Annotated in this window: 18 protein-coding genes and 1 other annotated feature; of the genes, 5 read left to right on the plus strand and 13 right to left on the minus strand. The window is 37.8% G+C overall.

Annotation, left to right across the window (positions count from 1 at the left end):
* Positions 1–32: 32 nt before the first annotated feature.
* The 9 genes from IGJ11_RS12645 to IGJ11_RS12685 form a co-directional block, all read right to left on the minus strand.
* Positions 33–563: an NYN domain-containing protein gene (locus IGJ11_RS12645; RefSeq protein ID WP_034700055.1), complete on the minus strand. Its 531-nt coding sequence runs from the start codon at positions 561–563 to the stop codon at positions 33–35.
* Positions 564–567: 4 nt separating this feature from the next.
* Complete coding sequence (gene rlmB, locus IGJ11_RS12650; protein ID WP_178306310.1) at positions 568–1,455, minus strand: 23S rRNA (guanosine(2251)-2'-O)-methyltransferase RlmB; 888 nt, start codon at positions 1,453–1,455, stop codon at positions 568–570.
* Positions 1,448–1,843: a Mini-ribonuclease 3 gene (locus tag IGJ11_RS12655; RefSeq protein ID WP_010720633.1), complete on the minus strand. Its 396-nt coding sequence runs from the start codon at positions 1,841–1,843 to the stop codon at positions 1,448–1,450. Before IGJ11_RS12655 ends, rlmB begins: the two co-directional genes overlap by 8 nt.
* Positions 1,840–3,252 carry a cysteine--tRNA ligase gene (gene cysS / locus IGJ11_RS12660; protein ID WP_207433446.1) on the minus strand — a complete coding sequence of 471 codons (1,413 nt, stop codon included), beginning with the start codon at positions 3,250–3,252 and terminating at the stop codon, positions 1,840–1,842. Before cysS ends, IGJ11_RS12655 begins: the two co-directional genes overlap by 4 nt.
* A complete protein-coding gene (epsC, locus tag IGJ11_RS12665; RefSeq protein ID WP_207433449.1) occupies positions 3,249–3,785 on the minus strand; it encodes a serine O-acetyltransferase EpsC in 537 nt (178 codons plus the stop codon). The genes cysS and epsC overlap by 4 nt, the downstream gene beginning before the upstream one ends.
* Positions 3,786–3,860: 75 nt before the next feature.
* Positions 3,861–4,101 (minus strand) — a binding site (T-box leader).
* Entirely contained in the window at positions 4,098–5,558 is a 1,461-nt protein-coding gene (gltX, locus tag IGJ11_RS12670; RefSeq protein WP_010720636.1) for a glutamate--tRNA ligase, read from the minus strand. It overlaps the preceding feature by 4 nt.
* A 216-nt stretch (positions 5,559–5,774) precedes the next feature.
* On the minus strand, positions 5,775–6,935 hold the full coding sequence (locus IGJ11_RS12675; RefSeq protein WP_010720637.1) for a PIN/TRAM domain-containing protein: 1,161 nt from the start codon (positions 6,933–6,935) through the stop codon (positions 5,775–5,777).
* A 33-nt stretch (positions 6,936–6,968) separates the two neighbouring features.
* A complete protein-coding gene (gene radA, locus IGJ11_RS12680; protein WP_010720638.1) occupies positions 6,969–8,339 on the minus strand; it encodes a DNA repair protein RadA in 1,371 nt (456 codons plus the stop codon).
* Positions 8,340–8,390: 51 nt separating this feature from the next.
* Positions 8,391–8,921 (minus strand): dUTP diphosphatase, encoded by a 531-nt coding sequence (locus IGJ11_RS12685; protein WP_053765952.1) that lies wholly within the window; start codon positions 8,919–8,921, stop codon positions 8,391–8,393.
* A 201-nt stretch (positions 8,922–9,122) separates the two neighbouring features.
* Between IGJ11_RS12685 and proB the strand changes: the two genes are divergently transcribed.
* The 3 genes from proB (at position 9,123) to IGJ11_RS12700 (ending at position 11,618) form a co-directional block, all read left to right on the plus strand.
* Positions 9,123–9,929, plus strand: a complete 807-nt coding sequence (proB, locus tag IGJ11_RS12690) for a glutamate 5-kinase (RefSeq protein ID WP_010720640.1) — start codon at positions 9,123–9,125, stop codon at positions 9,927–9,929.
* Positions 9,926–11,170: a glutamate-5-semialdehyde dehydrogenase gene (locus tag IGJ11_RS12695; RefSeq protein ID WP_207433451.1), complete on the plus strand. Its 1,245-nt coding sequence runs from the start codon at positions 9,926–9,928 to the stop codon at positions 11,168–11,170. Before proB ends, IGJ11_RS12695 begins: the two co-directional genes overlap by 4 nt.
* Positions 11,171–11,273: 103 nt before the next feature.
* The gene (locus IGJ11_RS12700) at positions 11,274–11,618 is read left to right on the plus strand and encodes a hypothetical protein (protein ID WP_010720642.1); all 345 of its coding nucleotides are present in this window, start codon (positions 11,274–11,276) and stop codon (positions 11,616–11,618) included.
* 88 nt (positions 11,619–11,706) lie between these two features.
* Here the strand turns inward: IGJ11_RS12700 and IGJ11_RS12705 are convergent, their stop codons facing one another.
* Both IGJ11_RS12705 and IGJ11_RS12710 read right to left on the minus strand, forming a co-directional pair.
* Complete coding sequence (locus IGJ11_RS12705; RefSeq protein ID WP_010737260.1) at positions 11,707–12,024, minus strand: hypothetical protein; 318 nt, start codon at positions 12,022–12,024, stop codon at positions 11,707–11,709.
* Positions 12,025–12,284: 260 nt separating this feature from the next.
* Positions 12,285–13,499, minus strand: coding sequence for an MFS transporter (locus IGJ11_RS12710; RefSeq protein WP_053765955.1), 1,215 nt, complete (start codon positions 13,497–13,499; stop codon positions 12,285–12,287).
* Positions 13,500–13,611: 112 nt separating this feature from the next.
* Here IGJ11_RS12710 and IGJ11_RS12715 point away from each other — a divergent pair, with 112 nt between their 5' ends.
* Positions 13,612–14,127, plus strand: a complete 516-nt coding sequence (locus IGJ11_RS12715) for a PadR family transcriptional regulator (protein ID WP_010720645.1) — start codon at positions 13,612–13,614, stop codon at positions 14,125–14,127.
* 154 nt (positions 14,128–14,281) lie between these two features.
* Here IGJ11_RS12715 and IGJ11_RS12720 read toward each other — a convergent pair whose 3' ends face one another.
* Together IGJ11_RS12720 and IGJ11_RS12725 are read right to left on the minus strand one after the other, a co-directional pair.
* Positions 14,282–14,722, minus strand: a complete 441-nt coding sequence (locus tag IGJ11_RS12720) for a DUF2798 domain-containing protein (RefSeq protein WP_010720646.1) — start codon at positions 14,720–14,722, stop codon at positions 14,282–14,284.
* 445 nt (positions 14,723–15,167) lie between these two features.
* Complete coding sequence (locus IGJ11_RS12725) at positions 15,168–16,016, minus strand: SDR family oxidoreductase (protein WP_207433453.1); 849 nt, start codon at positions 16,014–16,016, stop codon at positions 15,168–15,170.
* Positions 16,017–16,143: 127 nt separating this feature from the next.
* Between IGJ11_RS12725 and IGJ11_RS12730 the strand changes: the two genes are divergently transcribed.
* A complete protein-coding gene (locus IGJ11_RS12730; RefSeq protein ID WP_010737255.1) occupies positions 16,144–16,611 on the plus strand; it encodes an Rrf2 family transcriptional regulator in 468 nt (155 codons plus the stop codon).
* Positions 16,612–16,637: the final 26 nt, after the last annotated feature.

The following is a 16,637-nucleotide window of genomic DNA, read 5'->3' on the forward strand; positions in this document are numbered from 1 at the left end:
CAATCATCCGATTGACTAATCATATAACTGTGTTATCTATCTTTTCGCATTAAATCGTCTAACTTTTGGGACAATTTTTCTAATTGTTCTTTACTCCAAGGCGAATTACGACGAAAATTATCAAATTGCATATTTATATTATCTTGTGCAATGTTTTTCTCTGTTTTCTGGATCGTTTTATATAATTCATAGGCAGAAGTCCGCAAAGCCCCTTGTGAAAAGATCATCCATTGCTCGGCTAAGTCACTCGTGGCAACAGTTACTTGCGTTAAACGATCATTCAATTGGCCAGCAATACGTTCAATATAACTATCTGCCGTTTCATCTTCTTTTGTAAAGACGACTTCTAATTGGTATTTCTTGTAGTTTTGCTGAATGCCTGGAACCAATTGTGCATCAAAAACAACTATCACTTCAATTCCTTCGTATTTGGCATAATTTGACAAACGATGCAACAAAGCTTCTCTAGCATCCGCCATCTTTTCTTGTTTTTTCAACAAAACGAGTTCTGGCCAAGAACCGATCATGTTATAACCATCAACAATTAGGAGCTGCTTTTTCATCTGATCACTCTCCTTGACGTTGAGAAAAAGCTTGATACATCAACAATCCAGCAGCAACACTCGCATTCAAACTTTGAACGTGACCGACCATTGGAATGGTCAAAAGTTCGTCCATTTCTTTTTTCAATCCAGGACTCATTCCTCGTCCTTCATTACCAATCACTAAAGCAATAGCGCCTTTTGCATTCCATTTTTGGAAATTTGTACCATCCATATCTGTCCCAAAAACCCAAAAACCGGCCTCTTTTAGTTGTTGGACTGCTTGAACAAGATTGGTCACTCGTGCTACAGGTACATGTTCGACTGCTCCAGTAGAGGTTTTTGTGACGATTGGCGTAATGCCTACCGCCCGATGCTTAGGAATGATTACGCCGTCTACCCCACTTGCATCCGCTGTTCGTAGGATCGAACCAAAATTGTGAGGATCTTCAATACTATCTAAAATGACAAAGAAAGGTGTTTCTGTTTTTTCTTTGGTTTGCTGAAGAAGCTGGTCTAAGGATAAATATTCATACGGGGTAATCGCTAAGACTACTCCTTGGTGTACACCATGATCACTTAATGTATCTAATTTTTGTTTTGGTACCCATTTAACTGGTACAGCTTGATCTCTAGCAATGTTCTTTAACTCTTCGGTTTTTTCTCCCCGTGAGTCCTCTTGTAAAAATAATTTATTCCCTCTACCTTGTTGTAAGGCTTCTACTGTTGCATGATGACCAAAGACAAAATTATCTTCGATTGCTTCCTCTTTTTTCTCCCCAACTACAGGTTCATAGGAAGTGTCATAATGGTTTCGCTTTTTTTGCGATTTTTTCTGTGATGAAGCGTTCATTGGCTGTTTCGTTGCTTTTTTACGTTTGTTATAATGACGTTCTTTTTGTTCTCTACCCATTTTTTTCACCGACTTTCTGGATACACCATTCAATTAATTCTTCTAACCGTTCTGTTTGTTTCGTCAAATGCAGATACCCCATCAAAGCTTCAAAACCTGTGGCAATTCGATAAGTTGTGACATCTGCATTTTTTGCACTTGTATGACTTTTGGCATTTCTACCACGACGATAAAAAGTTTCTTCTTCTGGTGTCATCAATTTTTCTTCTAGCATCTCTTTAATCAGATAAGCTTGTGCTTTTGCTGAAACATAATTCGTGGCTGCTTTATGAAGTTTATTCGGTTTAGTCGCCCCTTGTTCGATCAAATAGTCACGAATATAGATCTCATAGATGGCATCTCCTACATAAGCTAAAGCTAGTCCGTTTAATTGTGTATAGTCTTTCATGCTTCTCTTCTCCAACGAGTTCCTTGCGGTGTGTCATCAAGCAAGATCCCTTTTTCTTTTAATTGGTCACGGATTTCGTCACTACGGGCAAAATCACGATTTTTTCTTGCTTGCGTACGTTCTTCGATCAACTGCTCGATCTCTTCATCAAGTAATTCCTCAGATGTAAATAAAATACCAAAAATAGCCAACCATTGGGTAAATAATGCTTCCCCTTTTGCTAGAACATCCGCTGAAACAGTTGTTTTCTCCAAATACGTGTTTAACCATTTTGCCAATTCATAAACGACGGTAATTCCATTCGCAGCATTAAAATCGTCGTCCATTTCTTCAATAAAGCGTTGTTCGATTTGTTCAAGCTCAGCTAAATACTTTGTGTCATCTGCCAGAGATTTTTCTGCTGTTGCTAGGCGGAATTTAAGATTATCAAATGTATTTCTTAAGCGTTGCAAGTTTGTCGCTGCTTCCTTCATCGTTGCCTCACTATAACGAATCGGTCGGCGATATTGAGTTGTTGCCATGAAGAAGCGTAACACTTGTGGATCTACCGTTTGGATCATTTCATGGACAGTAATAAAGTTACCTAATGATTTACTCATTTTCTGATCATCATCGCCAATCGTGACGTAACCATTGTGCATCCAATAATTGGCAAATTTCTTTCCCGTTTTTGCTTCGCTTTGGGCAATCTCATTTTCATGGTGTGGAAACTCTAAATCTTGCCCACCACCATGGATATCAATTGTTTCCCCTAAATGTTTCGTTGCCATAACGGAACATTCGATGTGCCATCCTGGACGTCCGGGTCCCCATGGAGAATCCCAAGAGATCTCATTAGGTTTTGCTTTTTTCCATAGTGCAAAATCAAGCGGATCTTCTTTCTGACTTTGTTCTGCTCCCGTCCGTTGACTCGCGCCCACTTCTAACTCATCAATCGATTGATCACTAAGTTGTCCATAGGTTGAAAATTTTCTTGTACGGTAGTAGACATCGCCATTCGATTCATATCCATAACCTTTTTCGATCAATACTTGGATGAAAGAAATAATATCTGGCATATGATCCATCACACGAGGATGCGCTGTAGCTGGCTCCACATTCAACGCCTTGGTATCTTCTTCAAATGCTTGGATAAAACGGTTGGCTACTTCTGGCGCCGTGATCCCTAATTCATTAGCAGCACGAATGATTTTATCATCTACATCAGTGAAATTGGAAACATAATCGACTTGATATCCCCGATATTCAAAGTAGCGTCGAATCGTGTCAAAAGCAATCGTGCTGCGGGCATTTCCAATATGAATATAGTTATAAACAGTCGGACCACACACGTACATACCGACTTTTCCTGCTTGAATCGGTACAAATTCCTCTTTTTGTCTAGTCAATGTATTGTAAATTTTTATCATTCTGATTTCCTCACTTTTTCTCCATTAATCCGTACTACTTTTGCAGGAACCCCCACGGCTGTAGCATAATCTGGAATGTCTTTTAAAACGACTGCACCGGCACCAATCTTCGTATGTTTCCCAATCGTGACCGGTCCTAATATTTGAGCATTGGCAGAAAGCATTGCCCCTTGTTTCACTGTGGGATGCCTTTTGCCCGTTTCTTTACCTGTACCACCTAACGTAACTCCATGAAAAAGAACTACATCATCAGCGACCTCTGCGGTTTCTCCAATCACGATCCCCATCCCATGATCGATAAAAACACCTTGTCCGATCTGGGCTCCAGGATGTATCTCGATTCCTGTTATAAATCGCCAAAATTGTGCATTGATTTTTGCCAGCAAGTAAAGTTTATGCTGATATAAGTAATGTGACACCCGATGCCAAAATAAGGCATGAAACCCTGGATATGTCAAAACGATTTCTAATGTTGAACGAGCAGCCGGGTCATTTTTTTTAGCTGCCTCTACCGCTCGGGCAAACCACCCCATCGTCATCGCTCCTTCCTCTCAATAATTTATGTAGTTCTCTGACAAATAAAGAAGCGCCTTTAACAAGTTTCCTTATTAAAAGACGCTAATTGGCGTGGTTCCACTTTTATTTATAATCAGATATGATTACCTCTAGCTGTTAACGTAAGCTTATACGTTCTCGACTACCTGAAATTCGTCACAAAGAGATGTGTCTATTTCACTCGCCGAAACCACTCCCAGAGGCATTTCAGTAAACATCGATCAGTGACTTCCACCGCCCGTCACCTCTCTTGAGATCAATGATTACTTACTTCTTTCTGTTCATCGTGTTTAGTTGATGACTTGATTTAAATGTGCTAATGATTTTTCACGACCAAGCAATTCGATCGTATCTGGTAATTCTGGTCCGTGCATTTGTCCTGAAACAGCTACTCGGATTGGCATGAAAAGATTTTTACCTTTAACACCAGTTTCTTTTTGGACAGCTTTGATTGCTGCTTTTACGGTTGGGGCATCCACGACTTCCATTTGTTCTAGTTGTGCTTTAAACGCATTAAGAACAAGTGGGACAGTTTCGCCTGCTAATACTTCTTTAGCCGCATCGTTCAATACAGGATGTTCATTGAAGAATAAGGAAGAAGCTTCTACGATTTCAGCTGCGTAACTCATTTGTGGTTGATACAGACTAACGATTCTTTTGACCCATTCGATCGTTTTTTCATCAGGATTTTCTTGTACTCGACCATCAGCGATCAAGTAAGGCAAGCACATGTCTGTTAACTTATCTAAATCCATTTCTTTCATGTAATGGTTATTCACCCATTGTAATTTCTTCGCATCGAAGGCTGCAGGTGATTTACTCAAACGATTTGGATCAAACATGTTGATCAATTCTTCTTGGTTGAAAATTTCGTCTTCGCCTACTGGTGACCAACCTAATAATGCAATAAAGTTGAACATTGCTTCTGGTAAGTAACCTAATTCACGATACTGTTCGATAAATTGTAAAATCGATTCATCACGTTTACTTAGTTTTTTCCCAGTTTCTGTATTGATGATCAATGTCATGTGACCGAATGTTGGTGGTGTCCAACCAAAAGCTTCATAGATCATCAATTGTTTAGGTGTATTTGCAATATGGTCATCCCCACGTAAGACATGAGTAATCTTCATCATATGATCATCTACAGCTACAGCAAAGTTATATGTTGGCATACCATCACGTTTTTGAATGACATAGTCGCCACCAATATTATCTGATTCAAAGGTGATATCCCCTTTGACCATATCTTTGAACGCATATTCCGTATTACGTGGTACACGGAATCGGATCACTGGTTCAATCCCTTGTGCTTCTTTTTCTGCTTGTTCTTCTGGTGTTAGATTTGCACAAGTACCCGCATAATGAGGCATTTCTCCACGTGCACGTTGTTCTTCACGAGTTGCTTCTAACTCTTCTTCTGTACAGTAACATTTGTATGCCCGATTACTTGCAAGAAGTTGATCAATCAAAGGCTGATAAATTTCTTTTCTTTCAGATTGACGATAAGGACCATATTCTCCAGGATTTTCAGGAGATTCATCCCAATCGATACCTAACCAAGCCAAATTTTCCAATTGGCTCTTTTCACCATCTTCAATGTTTCGTTTTTGGTCTGTGTCCTCAATACGAATAATAAAGTCTCCATCGTTGTGGCGAGCAAATAGATAATTGAACAATGCTGTTCGAGCATTCCCAATATGTAAGTGCCCAGTTGGACTTGGTGCATAGCGTACGCGTACTTTCGTCATTTTCTTCCTCTTCTTTCAAACTAGACTTTAAAATATGAGACAAAACACGAAAAACATGTTCTGTTTTACATCCTCATATTTCTTAAAGGCTTTTCCATTAAAATGAAAGCCACTCAGCACAAATTTTACCTTTAATATGGGAAATAGTAAAGCCAACTGGTTGAATTTCCTTACCAGTTGGCTACTTTTTATACTCATATTCCGATTTTTCTTTCGTTAAGCATGTTTACTTTTTTCAGTTTCTTTTTTATTGTCTTTATTATCGATCCCACGACCTGCATGGGCTGGTTTTGCAAAAATCATCCGCCCGGCAGCTGTTTGTAAGGCACTTGTAACAACCACTTCGATATGTTCGTTCATATAATGCTGTCCATCTTCCACGACCACCATGGTGCCATCATCGAGATAAGCAACCCCTTGTTGACGTTCTGTTCCTGCTTTTACGACTAAAACATTCATGTTTTCACCTGGAATAACTACCGGTTTTACTGCATTCGCTAAAGCATTGATATTCAACACTGGTACATTTTGAAACTCTGAGACTTTATTTAAGTTATAATCATTTGTCACGATGACACCATCTAAAAGTTTCGCTAATTTGATCAATTTGCTGTCCACTTCAGTGATATCTTCAAAATCACCGTCATACATTTCAACAGAGATTCCTTCTTCTTTTTGCAAAGCATTGAGGATATCCAGCCCGCGGCGTCCGCGAACACGTTTTAGGCTATCGCCAGAATCAGCAATATACTGTAATTCATAAAGCACAAAATTCGGAATCATCAGTGTGCCTTCTAAAAAACCAGTTTTGGTGATGTCATAGATTCGTCCGTCAATGATCACGCTAGTATCTAAGATTTTGTATTTATGAAAGTTCTCGCCTAATTTTCGTTCCAGTATTTGGCTCTCCACTTGACTAGGTGTTTCTTGTTCCACTTTCTTGTTTCTTGAACCAAAGATTTTTTTCCATTCATCGATTCGAGTGGTTCCCATCCTGAATCCTAAATAGCCTAAAATAACCATTAATAAGATGGGAAGAACACTATTTACAAACGGAATTTTCAAATTATATAGTGGCGTTGAAATAATTACACCTAAAGTTAGCCCGATAATCCCACCAATTGCACCAAACAATAGGTAAGTTAAACTAACCTCACTTAATTTTTCCTCAATTTGCTTGATAACAGCTGAGATATGTTTTGCCAATAGCAAAGACAATAAAAAGAAAATAAGTGCACCTAACAGGCTATTGGTAAATGTATTATTCAGCCATCCATTTGTTTGCTGACCAATTGTCTGCCAAGCCATTGGTAAAAAAGAAATACCTAAGCTGGCACCGACAATAATCATCAGCAAGGTGATGACACGTTTTTGCATACTCTTTCCTCCATTTCTTTAATTTTACTATTTTTAACGAAAGACACGTTTTAACGTTTCCGCCAAGGTAGCGACACCTACGACTTCAATGCCAGTCGGAGGATTCCACCCCCCTAGATTGTTCTTTGGCAAATAAACTTTTGTGAAACCCAGCTTTTGTACTTCTTTGACACGCTGTTCAATATGACTGACACGGCGAATTTCGCCCGTCAACCCGATTTCGCCAATAAAACATTCTGTCGGTTGTGTCCCTTTTTCTTTGTAACTGGAAGCAATACTCACAGCAATCGCTAAATCAATGGCTGGTTCATTTAATTTTACCCCACCTGCTGCTTTTAAGTAAGCATCTTGATTCTGCAACAGTAAGCCTGCTCGTTTTTCGAGAACTGCCATGATCAATGATACTCGGTTAAAATCTAAGCCAGTAGTGGTTCGTTTAGCATTTCCATACATTGTTGGTGTTACCAGTGCTTGGATTTCCACTAAAATTGGGCGGGTACCTTCCATCGCCACAACAATCGCTGAGCCTGTTGCTCCTTCTAATCGTTCTTCCAAAAAGATTTGGGAAGGATTCGCAACTTCTTCTAATCCATGTTCATGCATTTCAAATATACCAATTTCATTTGTTGAACCAAATCGATTCTTTACTGCTCTCAAAATTCGAAAACTATGATGCTGTTCTCCTTCAAAATACAAAACAGTATCAACCATATGTTCAAGCATACGTGGACCCGCAATCGATCCCTCTTTCGTTACATGTCCTACGATAAAAATCGCAATCCCATTTGTTTTCGCTATTTTCAACAACTCAGCAGTCGTTTCTCTCACTTGACTGACACTCCCTGCTACACTCGTAATATCAGGTTGTGTCATCGTTTGAATCGAATCAATGATCACATAATCTGGTGAAATCTGTTCGATGGCACGGCTAATTTCATTCATATCAGTTTCAGCATATAAGTAAAATTCTGTATTGATTGAGCCCAAACGCTCGGCACGTAATTTAATTTGTTCTGCACTTTCTTCTCCAGAAACATATAATACTTTTCCGCCGATATCAGCTAATTGTTGGGATACTTGTAAAAGTAATGTGGATTTACCGATGCCTGGATCGCCACCAATCAAAATCATTGACCCCGGAACTACGCCCCCACCCAAAACACGATTCAATTCATCTAATTTTGTTTTGACTCGTGGTTCCTTTTTAGGAATCACTTCTGCAATTTTCGTTGGTTTGGCTTTTTCTCCAGTCAAACTTGTTCGTGTTCTACGGTCAGTCGTATCTTGTTCGATTTCCTCGACCATCGTGTTCCATTTCCCGCAATTTGGGCAACGCCCTAAGAATTTAGGCGAAACATAGCCACAATTTTGGCAAACAAACTGGACTTTCGCTTTTTTTGCCATTGTCCCGCCTCCTTTAAATAATTATTTTTGAATTAAATAAACCTTGAATGGTTATACATCTGATGAACCAAAGCCGCCTTTACGGGCCTGTTCTGTTTGGTCTTGATCTGCTTTTAAGAATGGCAAGAAAATTCCCTGTCCAATTCGCTCACCTTTTTTGATGACAACATCCTTCAAACCAAAATTAGTAAATTGGAACATGATATGCCCTTCATTTGCATCATTATTATAGTAATCACTATCAATGACACCTACTCCATTACTTAAAACTAAAAAACGCTTCAACGGATTGCTTGAACGATTGGCTAATTGTAAAAATTCATCTTCTCCCATATAGGCTTTGATCCCAGTAGGAACAAGAACTGGTTTTAATGTTTTCTCGTCGACTGTTGTTTCTTCATTTTTCAATACCTCTGAAAGAGCTGTTATCCCTTGTTTTAATCCAGCTTTCCAAATACTTGGAATAACAATATCTTCTGCCGCTTCAAAATCATATCCAGCAGCATGATGAGTTGCTCGTTGAGGTAATTGTATCTTTTGTTGTGCATATGTTGAAATAACTTCAAATCCTCTTTTTCTCACCGAATTTCCTCCCAAAATAGACTATATTTATTTTACCATATTCATGATACCAAAAGGACGACTTAAAAAATTCTTCATTAATTTATGTTAAGATGAATAAAATACTGCTGTCATAAAAAAATAAATTTTATACATGACTTTATGGTGTAAAACAAGTAGAATAGAACGAAATCAAAACGTGTATTTAGTTAGAGGTGTCACATGCGAAAAGAAGTTACAAAAGCCAAACGAATTGTTATTAAAGTGGGAACGAGTACTTTAATCTATCCCAATGGAAACATCAACCTCGCTGCGATTGATCAGCTTGCCTTTGTCTTGTCTGATCTTCGGAATCAAGGGAAAGAAGTCGTATTAGTTTCATCCGGCGCTGTTGGTGTCGGGATGCACAAAATGAATCAAGCTACACGCCCCACAACGATCCCGGAACAACAAGCAATCGCTGCGATCGGACAGGCAGAATTGATGAACATTTATAATCAACGTTTCAGTGTTTACAATCAGCAAACAGCTCAGATCCTCGTTACTCGGGATGTGATCGATTTTCCTCAAAGTCGAGTCAATGTGATCAACACACTTGAACAGTTATTAGCAATGGGAACCATCCCGATCGTTAATGAAAATGATACTGTAGCAGTCGATGAACTTGAACATACAACGAAATTTGGTGATAATGATCAACTATCTGCGATCGTTACAAAATTGATCACAGCAGATTTATTAATTGTTTTATCGGATATTGACGGATTTTATTCCGCCGATCCTTCAAAAAATCCAGATGCAAAGATGTATCAAACTGTTTCGGTCATTGACGAGTGTTTAATGGCACAAGCGGGTGGTGCTGGCAGCACCTTTGGAACAGGAGGAATGTCTAGTAAGTTACAAGCAGCATTACGTATTTTTGAAGCCAACAGTACAATGATCCTGGCAAACGGAAAAAATCCTACCATTATCTTCGATCTTTTAGCCGGTAAAGAACTTGGAACCTTATTTAAGGAGGAACACGTATGACTGATTTAAATCAACTTGGAAAAAATGCAAAACAAAGCGCCCAAACTCTTGCCTTGATGAGTACAGAACAGAAAAATGACCTTCTCAAACAGATGGCATTGATGCTCAAAAAAAATCAAGGAGCGATACTTGAAGCCAATCAGAAAGATTTAGAGCAAGCAACCGAAAATCAGATGAGCGAAACGATGCTTGACCGCTTACGCTTAACGCCTGAGCGTATCCATGATATGGCTGAAGAAATCAGTAAAATCGCTTCATTAGAGGATCCAATTGGAAAAGTAGACCAAATGTGGAAGAATGCTGATGGGTTACTGATTGGAAAAAAACGTGTCCCACTTGGTGTCATCGGAATCATTTATGAATCTAGACCGAATGTGACGACTGATGCAGCCAGCTTGGCTTTTAAATCAGGAAATGCCGTTATTCTTAGAGGCGGAAAGGAAGCTTTCTTTTCCAATCAATTATTAGTGAAGCTTCTGCAACAAACGTTAACTGATGCTGGCCTGTCTCCTTACGCTGTTCAATTTGTGGACGATACATCTCATGAAATGGCTGCTGAATTAATGAAATTAACAGAGTACTTAGATGTGTTGATTCCTCGAGGCGGCGCAAATTTGATCAGAAGAGTGAAGGAACAAGCCACAGTCCCAATCATTGAGACTGGCACTGGTAACAACCATATTTATATCGATAAAGATGCTCAGTTGACCATGGCAACGAATATCATCGTCAATGCAAAAGCTTCTCGTCCATCTGTTTGTAATGCTGCAGAAACATTGTTGATCCATTCAGAGATCGCCCCTTTCTTTTTACCTGTTATTGAAAAAGCATTAGTAGAACATGGGGTTTCTCTACGTGCAGATATGCGTGCCATGGAATATTTAGAAACTGCAACCCTTGCAGAAAAAGCTGATTGGGATACGGAATATCTAGACTATATTCTGGCTGTGAAAGTCGTTGATTCTTTAGATGAAGCGATCGACCATATCAATCGCCATAATACAAAACATTCTGAAGCCATCGTTACGGATAGTTACCAAGCAAGCCAACGTTTCTTGAACGAAGTGGACGCCGCTGCGGTTTATGTGAATGCCTCAACTCGTTTTACTGACGGAGCTGTTTTTGGTTTTGGTGCTGAAATCGGTATTTCTACTCAGAAATTACATGCTCGAGGTCCGATGGGATTGAATGAACTGACCTCTACGAAATATATCATTTACGGCGAAGGTCAAATCCGCTAAAATGTTTCACACGAAACATTTTAGTCTTCACAATAAAAATATGACAAAATTTTTCTTTATTTTTTGATTCTTGAAAAGTTTTTTAGTTAGAAAGGTTACTTTTATGTTCGAAATTTTCACGATATTTTTAGTATACTTGATTTCTTTAAACATCGCTGCCTTTATAGGAGTGATGATTTTAGCCACTTTTTTCCAAATAAAAAAAAGAAATTTTAATCCCACTCAGGAAAAATGGCAAGTTTATCTTCAAAAAATTGGTCCTAAAGGCATTGTTCAAAGGCTACATGTTAGTTATATGCTCGCTTTAGGCATTTTAGCTGTGATCAATTACAATCTAGCGTTCCACCATTCGATTGCTTATACGATCACTTTATTGATTGCCGGGATTTTCCATTTGTCTTTCAAATATCAATTAAACAAAAATAACTTACCCAAGCGCTTTAACTAGAATGCCTCATAACTACAATGATTGAAATAAGCTATTATCGACTAAAAGAAACGCATTTAGCGTAACTTTAAGTCGATAATAGCTTATTTTAGCCAAGATGATCTTCATTATCGTTAGAAAAAATAGCAAACCCATCGAATGTCTCACCATCATAATATCTTAACAATTCTTCTGTCGACAGATTCATTGTTTTTTCTTTTTCTATTTCCATATCTGTAAGTAGTTGTTCACGATAGGCTTGATACATACTCGCTAGTTTCTGGTGCATGATTTTTCGAGATTCTCCTGTCGCATTGATTACAGGCAGCTCTTTTAGATAACCACCATAAACGGGTCGATCATCCACCAACTCGATGGGAAGTTCAACCAACGTGATACCTACTTCTTTGAAATATTCTTCAATCATCGCTTTTCCTCACTTTTTACTGGCTGTGTCTTATTCTCATCATAACATGATTTATGACAAAAACAGTGTATTCATTGACCTTTTTCGTTGAAACACATGTTAAAAATAAACCCTCTCACGATACCAGTTACCAGAACTGTAGATCAAACGTCACAAATAACAGAAAAAAACCTTGAAACACAGTATGTGAAATTCAAGGTTTTATTGATTCATCATTAACTATTTTTTCGGTTTTTATTCTTTCTTTCAAAACCTCATTTTTATTGATCTTCATCTGTTACAAAATAATTTTGATGATGAATAATACAAAAGACACTAATTACGACAATGATCGCAGCAAAATAAAAAGCATAACTTTCACCTAGTTTTTCGCCAATGATCCCTGCAATAAATGGCGCTAATGCCCCACCAAAGAAACGAACAAAGCTATAACTTGAAGAAGCCACATTTCTTGGTAAACCTGGTATCTCCATAGCAATCGTTGTCAATAATGTATTGATGATCCCCTGGAAAAAACCTGAAAGTACAATGCTGATTGGCACTAAAATTTGGATAGTTGAACCGGCACCTAGTAACGCCAAACAAATAATAAAGAAAACAAAAGCTGCTAAAATCGTTCGGTAAGTAGTGAATTTTTGTTCTAGTACTGGTGCGACAAAAATCGAAGCAATTGCTAATAAAACGCCCCAACCAAAGAAAACAAAACCTACCTCTAACTCACTATACCCCACTAATAAGAATGGTGCATAGGCAAGTAACGTAAAGAAACCAAAATTATATAATAAAGCAATCAAACCAATTGAACGCAATTTGTGATTACTTAACGCCTTGACCCCTTCCCAAAAACCAACCTTCCTTTGTGGTTTTCCTGCCTCTGGAAGAAGGATCGCCAATGCTAAAAAGCCAATAAACATCAACGTAGCTACCCCATAAAAAGGATAACGCCACGAGCCACTTCCTAGTATGCCGCCAACTAATGGTCCAACAGCCATCCCACAGCCTAGTGCTGCTTCATACATCATAATAGCTTTTTCAGTGTTCCCCACTAAAATACTTACAATAGTCGCAAGTGCTGTTGAAACAAATAAAGCATTCCCTACACCCCAACCAGCACGCAATCCGATCAATGTACCAATATCATTGGACAATCCACCTAAGCCAGCAAATACAACAATAATGACCAAACCTGCCATCAATGTTTTTTTCAAACCAATTCGACTCGATAAAAAACCTGTAAACAACATCACTACTCCCGTTACCAACATGTAGCTCGTAAATAATAATGTCGTTTGGGCAGGTGTTGCATCTAATTGAGCAGCAATCGTTTTTAAAATGGGATCTACTAAGCCGACTCCCATAAATGCAAACATACAAGTCGCAGCGACTACTAACGCTGAATTCTTTCCTTTACTTTGTTCCTGTCCTTTCTCTGTTAGTTCTTCTTTGATTTCTATTTGATTCTCCAAATTCCCCATTCCTTTCTCTATCTAGCATCATACATGATTTATTTTACATGTCAATATGCACATGTAAAAACAAAAATAAAAAATATGCTATAATAAGAGAAAATCAGTCAGGAGGTATCGTATGAATACTTTAGCCTATATCTTATTATGCGTTCTTTTGTCTAAACCTCGTTCCGGTTATGAACTAAAACAATTAATCACCATTTTCTGGGAAGCTCACCACAGTCAGATTTACACGACACTGGCTAAATTAGACCAGAAAGGTTATATTTCTGTCCTGGAAATCGAAGAACATTCGCAGAAAAAAATTTATACCCTCACCAATGAAGGAAAAGCGATCGTAGAAGAATGGATCAAAGAAGAGACCCCTGCTCCTACTCAAAAAGATGAATTTTTAGCCAAACTGTACGCTTTTTCTACCTTAGATAAAACAACAGCGACAGGTCTTTTATTTACAAGAGAACAACAATTAAACAAAATCATGCAAAAAAACCAAGCAAAACTAGCAGATCTTTCAGTAAATAAAAAAGAGGAATTTGGACGTTATGTCGTTATTCAACGAAGAATTTTACTTTGTCAGCAAGAACTACAATGGTGTACACAGGTTCGTGAAATGATGCAAACATTTTTTGATTAATCGTTCTTAAAAAAAAAGAGCATGTGACTGAAGTAGCTCATTCAAAAAATAAACGAAACTTCCTAATAAGCGTGTACGCAATTTTAGGCAAGTTCTTTTATCTCTTGATGCTAAACAAGTCGCATCCTCTTTTTTTATAATCTAAAAGATCTTTTTAGTTTTGGATCGTGCTTAATACCAATCGAGAGATGGGACCTACGATTAGTAATTGCAAAGGCAATGCAACAATCACATTCATTTTCCATGCAGTAAGGTACGCTGAAAGTAATTGGTCAGGTATTCCCTGCTCAATCACAACACCAAACAACGACATACAGGTAACCATTCCTAAGACCATCAGACAAGAAATCGTTACGATCATTTGAAATTTACTTTCTGAATTTACTGGCAACTTGAAAGCTATTTTTTTCGCAATCACACCAACAATAAAGACATCTAGAATAAAAGCCACGATGAATCCTGGAACTAAACCAATCAATAGATTTGAAAAATATAAATCCCCATGAAGCCAGAGATTATACACACTCATTCCTAAGACCATGAGAAAACACATTAGTGATGTAAAAATAATTCCTTCTTTTTTGTTTGTAGGCAACTATACCACTCCTTTAAATTTGTCACGAAAAGTATCGTAGCATATTTCTCATTTTCTCGTAAGTGTTTTTTTTTATTACATTCAAAAAAGTCAATCTTCTACTTATCACTTAAATGCAAAAAAAAGAGCCTGATCCCAGACTCTTTAAATAGGTGTGAAAACGAATAAACAGTGTTCAACCAGCTACTCTTTGAAATAAGTCCGAATTTTTCAAAACAAAAAAACTGGTTCCAAAAAATCTTTCTTAAGGTTATCAGAGCTAAACGATGCTTCACGACCTTTTGTTCACGGTTTTCACTGACTAAATTTTCAGCAATAAACTCAATAAGAAACAGTAAGCAGGTAAGTTTCAACCGTAAAAACCTTATTTTATACTTCTTGTCACTTGCGAGAATTTACCCTTGTTTTATAAAATTAAAAACGTTCTCTCAACCGCTTTTTACAACTATTGATTCAACAATTCTTCTAGTCCATCTTTTAAAGAGACAAGTGGATGTCCCAAAGCTTGTTCAAAATCTTTTGAGGAAACATCGAGTTGATTATTCTTGATATCTTTTTGAATAGCTGCAAACATTTGTGCAGCAGATTCAGGATAACCAGCCTCCTCTAAATTTTTGATGAACTCATGGTCATTGGTAGCCACGATATCAATAGGTTTGCCTGTCACTTCTTTTAATTCTTTAGCTAGTTCTTTATACGTAATCGGTTGACCCGATAATTCAAGAACTTCTGGAAAGTTCAAGTTCGCTAGTGCTTTTGCTGCAACTTCGGCATATTCTCGTTTTAATGCCCAGCCAGTTTTACCTTCACCTGCTGAATAAATAAAGCGCCCATTCTTTAAGGCAAGTTCAATGAGTGGCCATTCATTTTCTAAGTACCAATTATTACGTAAAAAAGTATGTGCAATTCCAGAATCAGCAATTACTTTCTCTGTAAACTGATGATCTGGCGCTAGAATACTGGTCGAGTGATTGGCATCAGCAAAACTAGTATAAGCAATGTAAGAAACACCAGTTGCTTTTGCGGCCTTCACAACATTTTCATGCTCAGCTTGCCGATTACCAGGTGCACCAGACACAAACAACAAGCGATCAATTCCCTGTAAGGCATTTTTCATAGAAGAATAATCAGCATAATCTCCGAAACGGACATTCCAACCCTTTTCTTCAAGTGTTTTCCCCTTTACTTCATTCCGCGCCAACACATAGATATTTTCCTGAGGAACGAGCTGTTTTAAGTACTCCATAGCATAGTTACCAAAACCACCAGTTGCTCCAGTAATGAGATAATTCATTCTAACCACTCCTTTTTTCACATTGATAAATTTTTTAAATAAAACCTGTACATTTTTAAGTTACACCATTATCTTAAAGAGTATGTTAAAATAAGTCAAGAATAAACGTCGAAAGGAATGGGATAGTATGAAATATTCTTTACAATTGAGCGATGCGATCCACATCTTAGCCTACATAGCAATTTTTCAAGATAGCGATATGTTATCTAGTGAGATGATTGCGAAAAGTATTGAAACCAGTGCAGCTAATGTCCGTAAAATCATGAGCCGACTAAAAAAAGCGAATTTGATTATTACGCAAGTCGGAAAAGCTGCACCTTCTTTAGCTCGTTCTCCTGAAAAAATTTCACTTTTAGATATTTATAAAAGTATTGAAGGAAATACTAATCTCATTCAAGTGGATCCGAAAACAAACCCAAATTGTATCGTTGGTGCGAATATTCAAGAAACATTGACGGCAAGCTATACCCAACTCCAAGCAAAAGTAGAGGAAGAAATGTCACATATCACGTTAGACTCTTTGCTACACAAAATTGCTGTATTAGAAATTGAAAAACGCCCTCACAATCACGAAAGAATAAAAAAATTTCTTTAAACAACAATTGGTAATTATTTTACTAT

This window comes from Enterococcus sp. DIV0691 (assembly GCF_051711145.1).
Taxonomy (GTDB): Bacteria; Bacillota; Bacilli; order Lactobacillales; family Enterococcaceae; genus Enterococcus_B; species Enterococcus_B hirae.